Source organism: Pseudomonas lalkuanensis (genome assembly GCF_008807375.1).
GTDB classification, from domain to species: Bacteria; Pseudomonadota; Gammaproteobacteria; order Pseudomonadales; family Pseudomonadaceae; genus Metapseudomonas; species Metapseudomonas lalkuanensis.
Window position 1 is genome coordinate 4,514,914 of record NZ_CP043311.1, and the last position, 14,459, is coordinate 4,529,372.

Here is a 14,459-nt window from a genome sequence, read left to right on the forward strand (position 1 = left end):
CATTGTAACGGAAAGCCGAGCGGTGCGCTCGGACTCTCCATGCCTTCAGGCGGCCACCACTTCCACGGGAACGCCATTGAGCGCCGCGTTGCCGGAGACCGCGTCCAGATGGCGCTCGTCGGTGAGGTCGTTGGCACTGGCGCCGGGCTGCTCGCTGGCGATGCCCATGCGAACCCCGGGGCGCGCATGACCCCAGCCGTGAGGCAGGCTGACCACGCCGGGCATCATGTCGTCGCTGGCGCCGACCTCTACCTCGATCACGCCCACCCGCGAACGCACCTTGACCCGCTGGCCATCCACCAGCCCGCGAGCTTCCAGGTCGTTCGGGTGCATGAGCAACTGATGGCGCGGCTTGCCCTTCACCAGACGGTGGTAGTTGTGCATCCAGGAATTGTTGCTGCGTACATGACGGCGGCCGATCAGAACCAGCTGCCCCTCACGGGGCGCGGGCTGCGCCGCGAAGCGATCGAGATCGCCCAGCAGGATCGCGGGGGCGGCCTCCACCTTGCCGCTGGGCGTCTTCAGGCGTCCGCCCAGGTTGGGTTTCAGCGCTCCCAGATCCATGCCGTGGGGATGTTCGCGCAACCGCGCCACGGACAGTTTGTGCTCGGAACGATCGCCATAGGGACCGGCGCGCAGACCAAGGTCGATCATCTGCTCCGGTGCCAGGGTGGGCTTGAGCTCGATGCCCGTACGCGCGGCAAAGGCCTTGGCCAGGCCGACGAAGATTTCCCAGTCGTGCATCGCCCCGGCCGGCCGGGCCAGCACGGCCTCATTGAAGCGGGTGACATTGCGCACGGCGAAGAGATTGAAGGTGGTGTCGTAGTGTTCGTGTTCCAGCGGCGCGGTGGGCGGCAGGATCAGGTCAGCGTAACGGGTCGTCTCGTTGATATAGAGATCGATGCTGAGCATGAACTCCAGGCCGTCCAGTGCCTGTTCCAGTTGGCGGCCATTGGGCGTGGACAACACCGGGTTGCCGGCGATCGTGACCAGCGCCCTCACCTGCCCTTCGCCGGGTGTGAGCATTTCTTCGGCCAGGGCGGCCACCGGCAGTTCGCCACCGTACTCGGGAAGGCCTGATACGCGGCTCTGCCAGCGATTGAAATGCCCGCCGGAGGTCGCGGACACCAGGTCCACCGCCGGCTCGGTGCAGAGCACGCCGCCGACCCGGTCCAGGTTGCCGGTGACCAGATTGATGAGCTGGATCAGCCATTGGCAGAGGCTGCCGAAGGCCTGGGTGGAAACGCCCATGCGGCCATAGCAGACCGCACTCTCGGCCGCCGCGAAGTCCCGCGCCAGCTGGCGAATCTGCTCCGCCGGGATGCCGCAGCGCTGACTCATGGCTTCCGGGGTGAAATGGGCGATGGCCGCCCGAACCTGCTCCAGCCCCTCTACCTCAAGATGGGTGGCGCGTCCCAATCCCTCTTCGAACAGGGTGTTGAGCAGGCCGAACAGCAGTGCCGCGTCCTGCCCCGGACGCACGAACAGGTGCTGGTCCGCCATGGCGGCAGTTTCGCTGCGCCGCGGGTCCACGACCACCAGCTTGCCGCCCCGCGCCTGAAGGGCCTTCAGACGTTTCTCCACATCCGGCACGGTCATGATGCTGCCGTTGGAGGCCAGCGGGTTGCCGCCGAGGATCAGCATGAAGCAGGTATGGTCGATGTCCGGGATCGGGATCAGCAGGCCATGGCCATACATCTGCTGGCTGATCAGGTGATGGGGCAGCTGGTCCACCGAGGTGGCGGAGAAGCGTCCACGGGTCTTGAGCAGGCCGAGGAAGTAGTTGCTGTGGGTCATCAACCCATAGTTGTGCACGCTCGGGTTGCCCTGATACACAGCCACCGCGTTTTTGCCATGGCGCGCCTGGATATCGGCCAGCCGCTCGGCAACCAGGGCAAAGGCTTCATCCCATTCGATGGGCAGCCATTCGCTGCCGGCGCGCCGCATGGGCTGGCGAATGCGGTCGGGGTCGTTCTGGATGTCCTGCAGGGCCACGGCCTTGGGGCAGATATGGCCGCGACTGAAACTGTCCTGCGCATCGCCCTTGATGGAAAGGATACGGCGGCTGCCGTCTTCCTGGTCTTCAGTCTCGATAGTCAGGCCGCAGATGGCCTCGCAGAGATGGCACGCGCGGTGATGGAGGGTCTTGGTCATGGCCTGGCCTCATGTTCTTGTTCGAGACGACCGGTCGGGTCGCAAGGAGAAGACTATGGAGCCATATCGGCCGAACAGCCAGCAGCGTCAGCGCCATGAATCGGCAGGCATCAGGCCTGCCGATTCGCCAACGTGGTCAGCGGATGGACTTGATGGTGCCCTTGTTGCCGGTGACCTTGGCGGTGACCTTCTTGAACACCACGTAGTTCTGCACACTCAGCTCGTAGCGCGGAGCGACGATCAGGTCGGCACCGGATTCCTTGACGGCCTTGTAGACGGCTGCAGCCTTCACGGCGGAAACGGGATCCGGACCGAAAGGCAGGCCGGTGCCGCCATCGACGCCATAGGCCACACCGTCCGCGAACTCGGAGTCTCCACCGAACTGCAGGAGGCTGAACAGGACGTTCACCTCGGACTGCCCGCTGATCGGCTCGCCAACGGCGATGTCAGCCTTGAGGTCAGTCGTCACGCTGCCATTCAGCGGCGAACTCGGCTGGCTGACGTTGTAGCTGCTGCAACCCGTCAGGGTAGCGAGGGCGGCGGCCAGGGCAGCGGGAACGAGGAACTTCTTCATTGGAGTCTCCATGGATCGTTGAAAGTCTGAGCGACTCCGCAGGTTTTCCATATGCGGGAGCCGTCCCCGGGACCACTCGATTCCGGGGACGCGCAAACCTATCAACCGACGGCTTGGAGCATCAGTTCATGCATTCCTAAAGGGTACTCAGATACTTTCCCGCTCTCTCCGCCCCGAATTACCTCAGGACGTAGGCTCAAGCAGGCAGACCCGATTGCGGCCACCGCTCTTGGCGCGATAGAGGGCGGTGTCGGCCCATTCCAGAAGTTGCTCGGGACGGTCGTCGGGATTGGGCACCAGGCTGTGTGCGCCCACGCTCACCGTCACCACGCCGACGGGATTGTCGGAATGGGTAAGCCCTCGCTCGTAGACCGCCTGGCGAATCCGCTCCGCCACCAGCCGCGCGCCGGCCAGATCGGTGTGCGGCAACAACACGGTGAACTCTTCGCCGCCGTAACGCGCCACCGTATCGCCGGCGCGCACCTTGAAGCGGCGTAGCACATCGCTTACCGCCTTCAGGCAGGCATCGCCGGCCTGGTGGCCATAGCGATCGTTGTAGGCCTTGAAGTAATCGACGTCGATCATCACCAACGCCAGGGGCGAACCTACTGTGGCGGCTCGGTGGAACTCGACCTGCAGGGCCTGATCGAACTGCCGGCGATTGGCGATGCCGGTCAGGCTGTCGCGGTTGGCCAGGTGGAAGAGTTCGCGGTTCTCCTGCGCGATGCTCTGGGCGACAGCCATGCGTTTGCGCATCCGCGCCACCAGCCCGCCACCGACACCGATGAGCGCCAGCACCAGAACGGCAACCAGGCTGCCGACCATCGCCGCCTTGCGCCCCCATTCGGCCAGCACTTCCTGGCGGGACATGGACACGGCCGTCACCAGCGGGAATTGATCCAGGGCACGGTAGGCGTAGACCCGGTCCACCCCGTCGAGCGTTGAAATGCTCCCCCCGACACCCACGGGCGAGCGCTTGAGGTCGTACTGGAACATGTAGCTGCCGGCCATGCTCTCTCCAGTACCCCCGACGTCCTCCGGCCGCCGATAGATGATCGTGCCGTCGTTCATGGTGATGAGGATGCTGCCTTGCGCACCGATGTCGAAGTGCTTGTAGAACTCACGGAAGTGATCGACGCGGATGCTCGCCAGCACCACACCGGCGAAGCGGCCTTCCTTGTCATTGAAGCGGCGCGAAACCGGCAGGATCCACTCGCCGGTGGAACGGCTGCGCAACGGACTGTTCACCTCCGTGTCACGGCTCACCGAATAGCGATGATGCTGGAAATAGGCGCGATCGGAGTTGTTCGCGTCCGCCGCAGGCGGCGGGTTGGTGTAGTGGAGCCAGCGCCCTTCGGCGTCGTAGACGAACACTCCGGCGAGCTGCGGGGAGCGCTGCTTGAAGGTCAGCAGCAACTGATCGATGGTATCGGCACTGGTCTCACCGCGCTCCAGCAGGGGAACCAGGGCGCTGAGGACGATATCGGCTTCCTTTATGGACTCCTGGGCATGCTGGGCGATGGAGTAGGCCAGGTTGGCATTGGCCTTGTCCGCCTCCCGCAGATAGAGCTGCTTGGAGTCCAGGACCTGCGCCAGGTTCACCAGAATGGCGCCCAGCCCGGCCACCAGCAGCAAGGCGTAGGCCAGCCACAGGGAACGTCGAGTTCCCGGATTGTCCTGAACGGGCTCCGGACCGGTTCCGGCCATCCGCATACTCCTCGCTGCCTGCGTCTGGACACACCTTAGACAAGCGCCTGGGTCGAGACAATCTGGAACTATGGGTGATTGCCGTCACCCCCGAGGTCGTTGTACAACCTCCGCCCCGGCGCGAATGGCGAGCTAGAGCGGCCTTTCCGATAGCACCGGAGTGCCCCGGCCAGTGCCGCCCCGTCAGGCGCATAGCCACGAACGACGCGGCCTCCAGCGCATATTGGAAAAGCGCGACATTTCCTTATAAGATCGCGCCTTCCCCCTAAATCGTCGCCACGTGCGGCTTCGACCGCCCGTCCCGCCTGCTTTGTTCCCGCAACACCCGGCCAGGACATGCGGCCAGTGACAAAAGAAGAAAGGTAGTAACCATGAGCGCTAGGCATTTTCTCTCCCTGATGGACTGCACTCCCCAGGAGCTGAACAGCCTGATCCGTCGAGGCACCGAGCTGAAGGATCTGCGCAACCGAGGCGTGCGTTACGAACCTCTGAAAAGCCGTGTGCTGGGCATGATCTTCGAGAAGGCCTCCACCCGTACCCGACTTTCCTTCGAGGCCGGCATGATCCAGCTCGGCGGCCAGGCCATCTTCCTGTCCCCGCGCGACACCCAGCTCGGCCGTGGCGAGCCCATCAGCGATAGCGCCATCGTCATGTCGCGGATGCTCGATGCGGTGATGATCCGCACCTTCGCCCACAGCACGCTGACCGAGTTCGCCGCCCACTCCCGTGTGCCGGTGATCAACGGCCTGTCCGATGACCTGCACCCCTGCCAGCTGCTGGCCGACATGCAGACCTTCCTCGAACACCGCGGCAGCATCCAGGGCAAGACCGTCGCCTGGATCGGCGATGGCAACAACATGTGCAACACCTACATAGAGGCAGCCATCCAGTTCGACTTCCAGCTGCGCGTCGCCTGCCCTGAAGGCTACGAACCGAATCCCGCCTTCCTCGCCCAGGCCGGCGACCGCGTCAAGGTCGTGCGTGACCCGCGCGAAGCCGTGGCCGGCGCGCACCTGGTCAGCACCGACGTCTGGACCTCCATGGGCCAGGAAGAAGAAACCGCCAAGCGCCTGGCGCTGTTCGCCCCTTACCAGGTGAACAAGGCGCTCCTCGACCTGGCGGCGGCGGACGTGATATTCATGCACTGCCTGCCAGCCCACCGTGGCGAAGAGATCAGCGTCGACCTGCTCGACGACCCGCGTTCGGTGGCCTGGGACCAGGCGGAAAACCGTCTCCACGCCCAGAAAGCCCTGCTCGAACTGCTGGTAGAACACGCCCATCACGCATGAATCGCGAAATGCTCCTCAACCTGCGCAACCTCACTTGCGGTTATCACGACCAGCAGGTTGTGCGGGGCCTGAACCTTCATCTCAATGCCGGTGACATCGGCTGCCTGCTCGGCCCCTCGGGCTGCGGCAAAACCACCACGCTGCGCGCCATCGCCGGTTTCGAGCCGGTGCTGGAGGGCGAAATCGAGCTGGCCGGTGACGTCATCTCCCGCGCCGGTTTCACCCTGGCGCCGGAGAAGCGCCACATCGGCATGGTGTTCCAGGACTACGCCCTGTTCCCGCACCTGACCGTGGCCGAGAACGTCGCCTTCGGCATCCGCAAGGAGCCCGGCTTCGAGGGCAAGGTTGGCGAACTGCTGGAGTTGGTGAAGCTGGGACACCTGGCCAAGCGTTATCCCCACGAGCTGTCCGGCGGCCAGCAGCAACGCGTATCGCTGGCCCGCGCGCTGGCGCCCGAGCCGCGCCTGCTGCTGCTCGACGAACCCTTCTCCAACCTCGATGGCGAACTGCGCCGCCGCCTGAGCCAGGAGGTCCGCGAGATCCTCAAGGCTCGCGGCACCAGCGCCATCCTGGTGACCCACGACCAGGAAGAAGCCTTCGCGGTCAGCGACCATGTCGGCGTGTTCAGGGACGGCCTGCTGGAGCAGTGGGATACACCCTACAACCTCTATCACGAGCCCCTGACCCCCTTCGTCGCCAGCTTCGTCGGCCAGGGTTACTTCATCCGTGGCCAGCTGGTTTCGGCCGATTCGGTGAACACCGAACTGGGCACCATCCGCGGCAACCGCGCCTACACCTGGCCGCAGGGCTCGGCGGTGGACGTGCTGCTGCGTCCGGATGACATCGTGCATGCGCCGGAAAGCGAGCTGCGCGCCAAGGTGATCGGCAAGACCTTCCTCGGCGCCGCGACGCTTTACCGCCTGCAGCTGGCCACCGGCAGCCAGCTGGAATCGATCTTCCCCAGCCATGCCGACCACCAGCCCGGACAGGAAGTCGGCATCCGCATCGCCGCCGATCACCTGGTGGTGTTTCCGGCCCAGGGCAGCGTCGCCGCCCACTTCACGCCCCAGGACTCCGGCGTACGCCGCATCAGCGGCGCACTCTGAACTCAAATTCCAAGTTCGAAGAACGTGTAGGAGCGAGCTTGCTCGCGAACAGCCCGAGCACGATCCTTCGCGAGCAAGCTCGGTCCTACAGATCAGATCCACAGCCGCCCGCTGGCCACCAGCACCGAATGTCCGGCGATGCTCACCCGATCGCCGTCGAGACGGCACCAGAGATCGCCGCTGCGCGCGGAGCACTGTTCGGCGCGCAGCACGCGCTTGCCGAGGCGATTCGCCCAGTAGGGAATCAACGCGCAGTGGGCCGCGCCGGTCACGGGGTCTTCGTCGATACCGATCAACGGGGCGAAGAAGCGCGAGACGAAGTCATGTTTCATCCCCGGCGCGGTGACGATCACCCCCGACCAGGGCAGTTTCGCCAGCGCCTTGAAGTCCGGCGTGCATTCGCGCACGGCCTGTTCCGAATCCAGCACCGCCAGCAGGAAGTTGGCCCCCAGGGCATCCACCGGAGCAACGCCTAGGGCATGTTCCAGCTCCAGGGTGACGCCCACCTCGCGGGGAACCTGGGCGGGGAAGTCCAGGGCCAGGCGCCCCTCTTCCTCGCGGCTCACCCGCAATTCACCGGACTTGCTCATGAACTCCAGGCGGTCGCCCGGTTCCTGATAGAGCTCGAACAGCACATGGGCGCTCGCCAGGGTGGCATGGCCGCACAGCGGGACCTCGGCCTTGGGGGTGAACCAGCGGATGTGCCAGGCACTGCCCTCCTTCACCAGGAAAGCGGTCTCCGACAGGTTGTGCTCCGCGGCGATGCGTTGCATGAGCTGGTCATCGAGCCAGGCGTCGAGGCGATAGACCACCGCCGGATTGCCACCGAAGGGGCGTTGGGTGAAGGCGTCGACCTGATGGAATTCCAGCTGCATCACAAGCTCCTTTTGAAGCGGGGTAGGAAGAACCAGCTTGCCAGCCGTCAGCGTCCCGCGCGCCGTACAGCGGCCGGCTCTTATCGGGAGTACAGCCGATGTCAGTCTAGTGGAGGCAGGCCATAGCGCTGCAGCAACGCGTTCATCCGACCGGATTCGCGCAGGCGCTTGAGCCCTGCCTCGAATACCGCAGCGTGATGCACGCTGGCTTCCAGCGCCGGCGAGAATGCGAGGTAGATAGGCACGTCCGGCGTGCGGCAACCCGCCTTCACCAGCTTGCCGCGCTGCCCGCTGTTGGCCAGGTAGGCATCCATCACCCAGGCGTTTTCGATGGTGGCGTCGATACGCCCCAACACAACCTTTTCCACGTTCATGTCCAGGGCCTGGTCGCCGGATACCACCTGCACCCGCGCAGGATCGTCGCGCTGGATGCGGATGTAGGTGTCGAGCTCCTGGCCGTAGCTGTAACTGTTGATGCTGCCCAGCCGTACCCCGGCAAGGGACTCCAGGCCCCGATAGCGCCACTGGCTGCCTGGGGCGACGTAGAAGCACATGCGCGATACGCCGGGCGCGGTGGGCGTGAAGATGAAGTCGGGGGCGTCCTGCAGACCGGCGCCGATCAGCGCATCCAGGCGGCCTCCACGGGTGTCGTGGACGGCGCGGGCCCAGTTCACCACGCGGTATTCCACGTCGATGCCGGCCTCACCGAAGATTTCCCGCGCCAGTTCAACGAAGATGCCCGGCCGTGACGAGCCGGGTTGGCAATTGATCGGGCACCAGATATCCCCGGCGATCACCAGGGTTTCAGCACGAGCAGAAGGAAAGAGCACAGGAGCGGCCAGCAGCGCCAGTAGCTGCCAGCGGCGTTTCAGCCATCCTCGCCCTTTCCCCATTGCGCCTCCTGTCGCTGTGGCAACCTCAAGCCCCGCTGCGCACCCGCTTGACGGCATCCAGCCAGCCTTCATAGAGCTTCTTGCGATGTTCTCCGGCCATGCGCGGGGCAAAGCGTTGCTGACGATGCCAGTGGCTGGCCACTTCGTCCAGATCGCGATAGAGACCGGCTTGCAAACCTGCGAGGTAGGCCACACCCAGAGCCGTGGTTTCGGTCACTTCCGGGCGCTCCACCGGCACCCCGAGGATGTCGGAAAGGAATTGCATCACCCAGTTGTTCTCCACCATACCGCCGTCCACGCGCAGGGCGCTGGGCGCGGCGGCCCCATCCTGAGCCATGGCTTCCAGCAGGTCACGGGTCTGGTAGCAGACCGATTGCAGCCCGGCGGTGACGATTTCCTTGATGCCGGTATCGCGGGTCAGGCCGAAGATGGCGCCACGCGCGCGCGGGTCCCAGTAGGGAGCACCGAGGCCGGTGAAGGCCGGTACCAGGTACACGCCGCAGGCATCGCCGGTCTGTTCGGCCAGGGCCTCGGTATCGCGGGCGTGGCTGATCAGCTTGATGCCGTCACGCAGCCACTGCACGGCGGCACCGGCGACGAAGATGCTGCCTTCCACCGCATAGCTCACCTTGCCGTTCAGGCGGTAACCCACTGTGGTCAGCAGGCGGTTGCGCGAAACCACCGGCTGGTCGCCCGTGTTCTGGATCATGAAGCAGCCGGTGCCGTAGGTGCTCTTCACCATGCCCGGCTGGAAGCAGGCCTGGCCGATCAGCGCCGCCTGCTGGTCGCCGGCCATGCCGCGTACCGGAATGCTGGCGCCCAGCAGTGCCGCGTCGGTATCGCCGAACTCCGCGGCGCAATCCAGCACCTCCGGCAGCAGGCTTTCGGGGATGTCGAACAGGCGCAGCAGCTCCGCGTCCCACTGCTGGCTGTGGATGTTGAACAGCAGAGTCCGCGATGCGTTGGTGGCGTCGGTGCGATGTACCTTGCCGCCGCTCAGGCGCCACAGCAGGAAGCAATCCACAGTGCCGAAGCGCAGTTCGCCACGCTCGGCACGCTCGCGGGCGCCCGGCACGTTTTCCAAGACCCAGCGCAGCTTGGTGGCGGAGAAATAGGGGTCGATCAGCAGGCCGGTGCGATTGGCTACATCCGCCTCGTGGCCGGCGGCCTTGAGCGAGGCGCAATAGTCCGCGGTGCGGCGGTCCTGCCAGACGATGGCCGGGTGGATGGGCGTGCCGGTCACCGAGTCCCAGACCAGGGTGGTTTCACGCTGGTTGGTGATGCCGATAGCGGCGATGTCAGCAGGGTTGAGGCCGCTCTGCTCGATGGCCTCGCGACAGACCTTGAGGGTGGTCAGCCAGATTTCCTCGCCGTCGTGCTCCACCCAGCCGTCCTTGGGGAAGTACTGCTTGAACTCCTGCTGGGCGCGCGCCACCGGCAGGCCCTGGGCGCTGAAGACGATGGCGCGGCTGCTGGTGGTGCCCTGGTCGATGGCGAGCAGGTATTGGGCCATGGGAATGCTTCCTTGTTGGCGTTCTTGTTGTCAGTTTCGAGCCTGCCCACCCTCCCGCCAACCCTGAGCGGCGGATCGTGGGCGATTCCTCAGGGGCGACCGATGTCGGCAAAGCTTCCCTGGGTGTGGGTCGCCAGGGTGTCGGCCGAGAGTTCGACCTCCAGCCCGCGCCGGCCGGCGCTGACATGGATGGTGTCGAAGTTGCGGGCGCTGCCGTCGATGAAGGTGCGCAGGCGCTTCTTCTGCCCCAGCGGGCTGATGCCACCCACCAGGTAGCCGGTGCTGCGCTGGGCCTGATTGGGGTCGGCCATCTCGGCCTTCTTCGCGCCGGCGGCATGGGCCAGGGCCTTGAGGTCCAGGGTGCCTGCCACAGGCACCACGGCCACCAGCAGTTCGCCCTTCTCGGTGGCGGCAAGCAGCGTCTTGAACACCCGCGCCGGGTCCAGGTTGAGCTTTTCGGCAGCCTCCAGCCCGTAGGAAGGCGCCTTGGGATCGTGGTGGTAGCTGTGCACCTTGTGCTCAGCCTTGGCTTTCTTCAGCAGATCGATGGCGGGAGTCATGTTCGATTGTGAAAATCCTGCGACAGATTCGGCGTACCTTAGCGGAAAAGCGGAGATTCGACAGCCCACCGCTATAATGCCGCGCAAAACAAGGAGCCAGCATGAACCTGGGCCCACGGCAACAAGACATCCTCGACCTCGCCCGCGAACGCGGTTACGTCAGCATCGACGAGCTGGCCCAGGCCTTCGCCGTCACCCCGCAGACCATCCGCCGCGACATCAACCAGCTCGCCGAGCACGGCCTGCTGCGGCGCACCCACGGCGGTGCGGCCAGCGAGGCGTCGAGCATCCAGAACACCGCCTACGCCATGCGCGCCGGGCAGAACCGCGACGAGAAGCAGCGCATCGCCGATGCGGTGGCCGAGTACATCCCCGACCACGCCTCGCTGTTCATCAACATCGGCACCACCACCGAAGCCATCGCTCGTGCCCTGATGGGCCACAAGGGCCTGAAGGTGATCACCAACAACCTGCACGTGGCCGCGCAACTGGCGGACAAGCCGGACTTCGAAGTACTGGTGGCCGGCGGCACAGTACGCAGCGACGGCGGAATCGTCGGCCAGGCGGCGGTGGATTTCATCCAGCAGTTCAAGGTGGATTACGCCCTGGTGGGCATCAGCGGCATCGATGAAGACGGCAGCCTGCTGGACTTCGACTACCAGGAAGTGCGGGTTTCCCAGGCCATCATCGAAAACGCCCGGCAGGTGTTCCTCGCCGCCGACTCCAGCAAGTTCGGCCGCAACGCCGTGGTTCGCCTGGGTTCCATCGCCCTGGTGGATCGTCTGTTCACCGACCACCAGCCCTCCCCCGCTCTGGGCCGCCTGCTGGCCGAACACAAGGTCCACCTCGAACGGGTCTGACCCGCCCTCTCCTGCATGAATTTTCCATGACCACCCGGCGCGAAACCGCGCATCGGGCTGGTCATTTTGTTCGCTCTCATCTAGGCTATTTTCGGAAATGAACATTAAAAGTTCAGTTTCGACCTTGGTGCCTGCCCATGAACCACAACCATTCCCCAATCGCCGAGGTCTATGACCTCGCCATCGTCGGCGGCGGCATCAATGGCGTCGGCATTGCAGCCGACGCGGCTGGCCGGGGCCTTTCGGTGTTCCTCTGCGAGAAGGACGACCTCGCCCAGCACACCTCATCGGCCAGCAGCAAACTGATCCATGGCGGCCTGCGCTACCTGGAACACCACGAATTCCGTCTGGTACGCGAAGCCCTGGCCGAGCGCGAAGTGCTGCTCGCCAAGGCGCCGCACATAGTCCGGCCGCTGCGCTTCATCCTGCCCCACCGGCCGCACCTGCGTCCGGCCTGGATGATCCGCGCCGGCCTGTTCCTCTACGACCACCTCGGCAAGCGCAAGCGCCTGCCCGCCTCCCGTGGCCTGCGCTTCGGCGCCGGCAGCCCGCTGCAGGCGGAGATCACCCGAGGCTTCGAATACTCCGATTGCTGGGTCGACGACGCCCGCCTGGTGGTGCTCAACGCCATGGCCGCCCGCGAACGCGGCGCCCATGTGCATACCCGCACCCGCTGTGTCAGCGCCCGCCGCAGCAAGGGCCTCTGGCATATCCACCTGGAGCGTGCCGATGGCAGCCTGCTGTCGATTCGCGCCCGCGCCCTGGTAAACGCCGCCGGGCCCTGGGTGGCACGCTTCATCGAACAGGATCTCAAGCAGACGGCCCCCTACGGCGTGCGGCTGATCCAGGGCAGCCACATCATCGTGCCGCGCCTGCATGACGGCGAGCAGGCCTACATCCTGCAGAACGAGGATCGCCGCATCGTCTTCGCGATTCCCTACCTGGAGCGTTTCACGCTGATCGGCACCACCGATCGTGAATACCATGGCGATCCGGCCGAGGTGGCGATCACCGCCGAAGAGACGCGCTACCTGCTGGATGTGGTCAATCGCCACTTCAAGCGCCAATTGAGCGAGCAGGACATCCTCCACAGCTATGCCGGCGTGCGTCCGCTGTGCGACGACGAGTCGGACGATCCGTCTGCGGTGACCCGCGACTACACCCTGGCCCTCTCCTCTCATCCCGGCGATGCGCCCCTGCTTTCGGTGTTCGGCGGCAAGCTCACCACCTACCGCAAACTCGCCGAAGCCGCCCTGCAGCAGCTCGTACCCTGGTTCCCCTTCGCCAAGGGGCCCTGGACCGCCAGCTCGCCGCTGCCGGGTGGTGAACAGATGGAAAGCCGCAGCGCCCTGGTGGAGGCGCTCTGCTCCAGCTTCGGCTGGCTGCCCACGCACATCGCCCGGCGCTGGGCCAACCTCTATGGCAGCCGCAGCTGGCACCTGCTGCGCAACGTCCGCGAACTGGCCGACCTTGGCGAGCATTTGGGCGCCGGCCTCTATACGCGGGAAGTGGACTATCTCTGCCAGGAAGAATGGGCGACCAGTGCCGAGGACATCCTCTGGCGTCGTACCAAGCTCGGCCTGTTCATGAGTGCGGCCCAGCAGGCGCGCCTGGCCCAGTATCTGAAGCACGAACATCCGCGCCGGCCGCGGGTGAATGCGGCGTAGGTGATAGCGGGAACGTTTTCGTGGGAGCGAATTCATTCGCGAATGAATTCGCTCCCACCGATTCAGAGAAAGCCTATCGAAGCGACCCGATCAGAGCTGCGCCACATGCCCCTCGGCGCGACGATGGGCCATCAGGTGCGGCAGTACCGCCGACAGCAGCGGCTCCTTGAAGGCTTCCTGGAAACGATGGGCCAGGCCGGGAATCAGCTTCAGTTCCGCCCCCTTGATATGCGCCGCCACATGCACGCCGTGCATCACCGGCAACAGCGGATCGGCGGTGCCGTGCACCACCAGGGTCGGCACTCGCAGGCGGTTGAGCATGTCGACCCGGCTGGGCTCGGCGAGAATCGCCAGGATCTGCCGCTGCACGCCTTCGGGATTGAAGGAGCGGTCATAGGCACGGGCGGCCTGTTCGACCAGTTGCTCACGATCATCGCTGACCTCCGGGCTGCCGAGCGCGGCCAGCAGGTCAGCCTGTTGCTCAATGGCCACGTCACGGCTCGGCGCCTCGCGTCGCGCCAGCAGGGCGAGCAAGGCTGCACTCGGCGCCGGCAAGCCCTGGGCGCCGGAGCTGGTCATCACCAGGGTCAGGCTGAGCACCCGTTCCGGAGCCATGTCCGCCAGGTGCTGGGCGATCATCCCGCCCATGCTGGCGCCCAGGACGTGGGCCTGGCGGATATGCAGCGCGTCCAGCAGGTTCAGCGAATCGCGCGCCATGTCGCGCAGGCGGTAAGGCGCAGACACCGGTAGCCCCAGGCGATAGCGCACTACTTCATAGGGCAGGTTTGCCGAAGGCGCGGGACCGATCCAGGCGGACAGCCCGACATCGCGATTGTCGAAGCGAATCACCCGGAAGCCGCTCTCGCACAGGCGCTGTACCACCTCATCGGGCCAGTGGATGAACTGCCCACCCAGCCCCATGATCATCAGCAGTGCCGGATCGCGCTCGCGCCCCACGCTCTGGTACGCCAGACGCACCTCGCCCAGGTCGACGGTTTCCGTCGGCACGGTCACATCGCAGCGAGCGTTGGCGAAAGCAAATGAAGGCAGGCCGCAAATGAGCGCGGCGAGCAGGATCAGCACACGCATGTCGGAAATCCAGAACGCAAAACCCCAGTCGAACGCAATTCTGATGAATTTCCGTACGCCGCTCTGCCACAGAACCGTGACAGTTTGATGACCGGCGCCGAACGGTCGTTGCCCCACCTCATCTATCCGGCTTCAGGCCAGTGGGAGCACCAGGATGACCTCTGCCTCGCCG

At 65.2% G+C, this 14,459-nt stretch carries 12 protein-coding genes; 4 read left to right on the forward strand and 8 right to left on the reverse strand.

Going from position 1 to position 14,459, the window contains the following annotated elements; all coding sequences use genetic code 11:
- Positions 1 to 45: 45 nt before the first annotated feature.
- From FXN65_RS20900 to FXN65_RS20910, 3 genes are all read right to left on the reverse strand, one after another.
- Positions 46 to 2,154 carry a molybdopterin oxidoreductase family protein gene (locus FXN65_RS20900; RefSeq protein ID WP_151135988.1) on the reverse strand — a complete coding sequence of 703 codons (2,109 nt, stop codon included), beginning with the start codon at positions 2,152 to 2,154 and terminating at the stop codon, positions 46 to 48.
- A gap of 136 nt (positions 2,155 to 2,290) precedes the next feature.
- Complete coding sequence (locus tag FXN65_RS20905; RefSeq protein WP_151135990.1) at positions 2,291 to 2,728, reverse strand: hypothetical protein; 438 nt, start codon at positions 2,726 to 2,728, stop codon at positions 2,291 to 2,293.
- 183 nt (positions 2,729 to 2,911) lie between these two features.
- Complete coding sequence (locus tag FXN65_RS20910) at positions 2,912 to 4,435, reverse strand: sensor domain-containing diguanylate cyclase (protein ID WP_178119375.1); 1,524 nt, start codon at positions 4,433 to 4,435, stop codon at positions 2,912 to 2,914.
- 371 nt (positions 4,436 to 4,806) lie between these two features.
- Between FXN65_RS20910 and argF the strand changes: the two genes are divergently transcribed.
- Positions 4,807 to 5,724 carry an ornithine carbamoyltransferase gene (argF, locus tag FXN65_RS20915; RefSeq protein WP_151135994.1) on the forward strand — a complete coding sequence of 306 codons (918 nt, stop codon included), beginning with the start codon at positions 4,807 to 4,809 and terminating at the stop codon, positions 5,722 to 5,724.
- Positions 5,721 to 6,830: an ABC transporter ATP-binding protein gene (locus FXN65_RS20920; protein WP_151135996.1), complete on the forward strand. Its 1,110-nt coding sequence runs from the start codon at positions 5,721 to 5,723 to the stop codon at positions 6,828 to 6,830. The genes argF and FXN65_RS20920 overlap by 4 nt, the downstream gene beginning before the upstream one ends.
- A gap of 92 nt (positions 6,831 to 6,922) precedes the next feature.
- Here FXN65_RS20920 and FXN65_RS20925 read toward each other — a convergent pair whose 3' ends face one another.
- The 4 genes from FXN65_RS20925 to ybaK form a co-directional block, all read right to left on the reverse strand.
- The gene (locus FXN65_RS20925; RefSeq protein WP_151135998.1) at positions 6,923 to 7,705 is read right to left on the reverse strand and encodes a PhzF family phenazine biosynthesis protein; all 783 of its coding nucleotides are present in this window, start codon (positions 7,703 to 7,705) and stop codon (positions 6,923 to 6,925) included.
- A gap of 101 nt (positions 7,706 to 7,806) precedes the next feature.
- Positions 7,807 to 8,598: a substrate-binding periplasmic protein gene (locus FXN65_RS20930; protein ID WP_151136000.1), complete on the reverse strand. Its 792-nt coding sequence runs from the start codon at positions 8,596 to 8,598 to the stop codon at positions 7,807 to 7,809.
- 25 nt (positions 8,599 to 8,623) lie between these two features.
- On the reverse strand, positions 8,624 to 10,111 hold the full coding sequence (gene glpK / locus FXN65_RS20935) for a glycerol kinase GlpK (protein WP_151136002.1): 1,488 nt from the start codon (positions 10,109 to 10,111) through the stop codon (positions 8,624 to 8,626).
- A gap of 89 nt (positions 10,112 to 10,200) precedes the next feature.
- On the reverse strand, positions 10,201 to 10,671 hold the full coding sequence (ybaK, locus tag FXN65_RS20940; protein ID WP_151136004.1) for a Cys-tRNA(Pro) deacylase: 471 nt from the start codon (positions 10,669 to 10,671) through the stop codon (positions 10,201 to 10,203).
- A gap of 101 nt (positions 10,672 to 10,772) precedes the next feature.
- Between ybaK and FXN65_RS20945 the strand changes: the two genes are divergently transcribed.
- The gene (locus FXN65_RS20945) at positions 10,773 to 11,531 is read left to right on the forward strand and encodes a DeoR/GlpR family DNA-binding transcription regulator (protein ID WP_151136006.1); all 759 of its coding nucleotides are present in this window, start codon (positions 10,773 to 10,775) and stop codon (positions 11,529 to 11,531) included.
- A 137-nt stretch (positions 11,532 to 11,668) separates the two neighbouring features.
- Positions 11,669 to 13,198, forward strand: coding sequence for a glycerol-3-phosphate dehydrogenase (gene glpD / locus FXN65_RS20950; protein WP_151136008.1), 1,530 nt, complete (start codon positions 11,669 to 11,671; stop codon positions 13,196 to 13,198).
- Positions 13,199 to 13,288: 90 nt separating this feature from the next.
- On the opposite strand, the gene FXN65_RS20955 is transcribed toward glpD, so the two are convergent.
- A complete protein-coding gene (locus FXN65_RS20955) occupies positions 13,289 to 14,287 on the reverse strand; it encodes an alpha/beta fold hydrolase (RefSeq protein WP_151136010.1) in 999 nt (332 codons plus the stop codon).
- Between the last annotated feature and the right edge of the window lie 172 nt (positions 14,288 to 14,459).

What these genes read in the sequence shown, in the direction of transcription:
- FXN65_RS20930 (WP_151136000.1), bottom strand. Translation starts at nt 8,598, where the DNA reads ATGGGGAAAGGGCGAGGATGGCTGAAACGCCGCTGGCAGCTACTGGCG.
- ybaK (WP_151136004.1), bottom strand. Translation starts at nt 10,671, where the DNA reads ATGACTCCCGCCATCGATCTGCTGAAGAAAGCCAAGGCTGAGCACAAG.
- FXN65_RS20925 (WP_151135998.1), bottom strand. Translation starts at nt 7,705, where the DNA reads ATGCAGCTGGAATTCCATCAGGTCGACGCCTTCACCCAACGCCCCTTC.
- argF (WP_151135994.1), top strand. Translation starts at nt 4,807, where the DNA reads ATGAGCGCTAGGCATTTTCTCTCCCTGATGGACTGCACTCCCCAGGAG.
- FXN65_RS20920 (WP_151135996.1), top strand. Translation starts at nt 5,721, where the DNA reads ATGAATCGCGAAATGCTCCTCAACCTGCGCAACCTCACTTGCGGTTAT.
- glpK (WP_151136002.1), bottom strand. Translation starts at nt 10,111, where the DNA reads ATGGCCCAATACCTGCTCGCCATCGACCAGGGCACCACCAGCAGCCGC.
- FXN65_RS20955 (WP_151136010.1), bottom strand. Translation starts at nt 14,287, where the DNA reads ATGCGTGTGCTGATCCTGCTCGCCGCGCTCATTTGCGGCCTGCCTTCA.
- FXN65_RS20905 (WP_151135990.1), bottom strand. Translation starts at nt 2,728, where the DNA reads ATGAAGAAGTTCCTCGTTCCCGCTGCCCTGGCCGCCGCCCTCGCTACC.
- FXN65_RS20900 (WP_151135988.1), bottom strand. Translation starts at nt 2,154, where the DNA reads ATGACCAAGACCCTCCATCACCGCGCGTGCCATCTCTGCGAGGCCATC.
- glpD (WP_151136008.1), top strand. Translation starts at nt 11,669, where the DNA reads ATGAACCACAACCATTCCCCAATCGCCGAGGTCTATGACCTCGCCATC.
- FXN65_RS20910 (WP_178119375.1), bottom strand. Translation starts at nt 4,435, where the DNA reads ATGGCCGGAACCGGTCCGGAGCCCGTTCAGGACAATCCGGGAACTCGA.
- FXN65_RS20945 (WP_151136006.1), top strand. Translation starts at nt 10,773, where the DNA reads ATGAACCTGGGCCCACGGCAACAAGACATCCTCGACCTCGCCCGCGAA.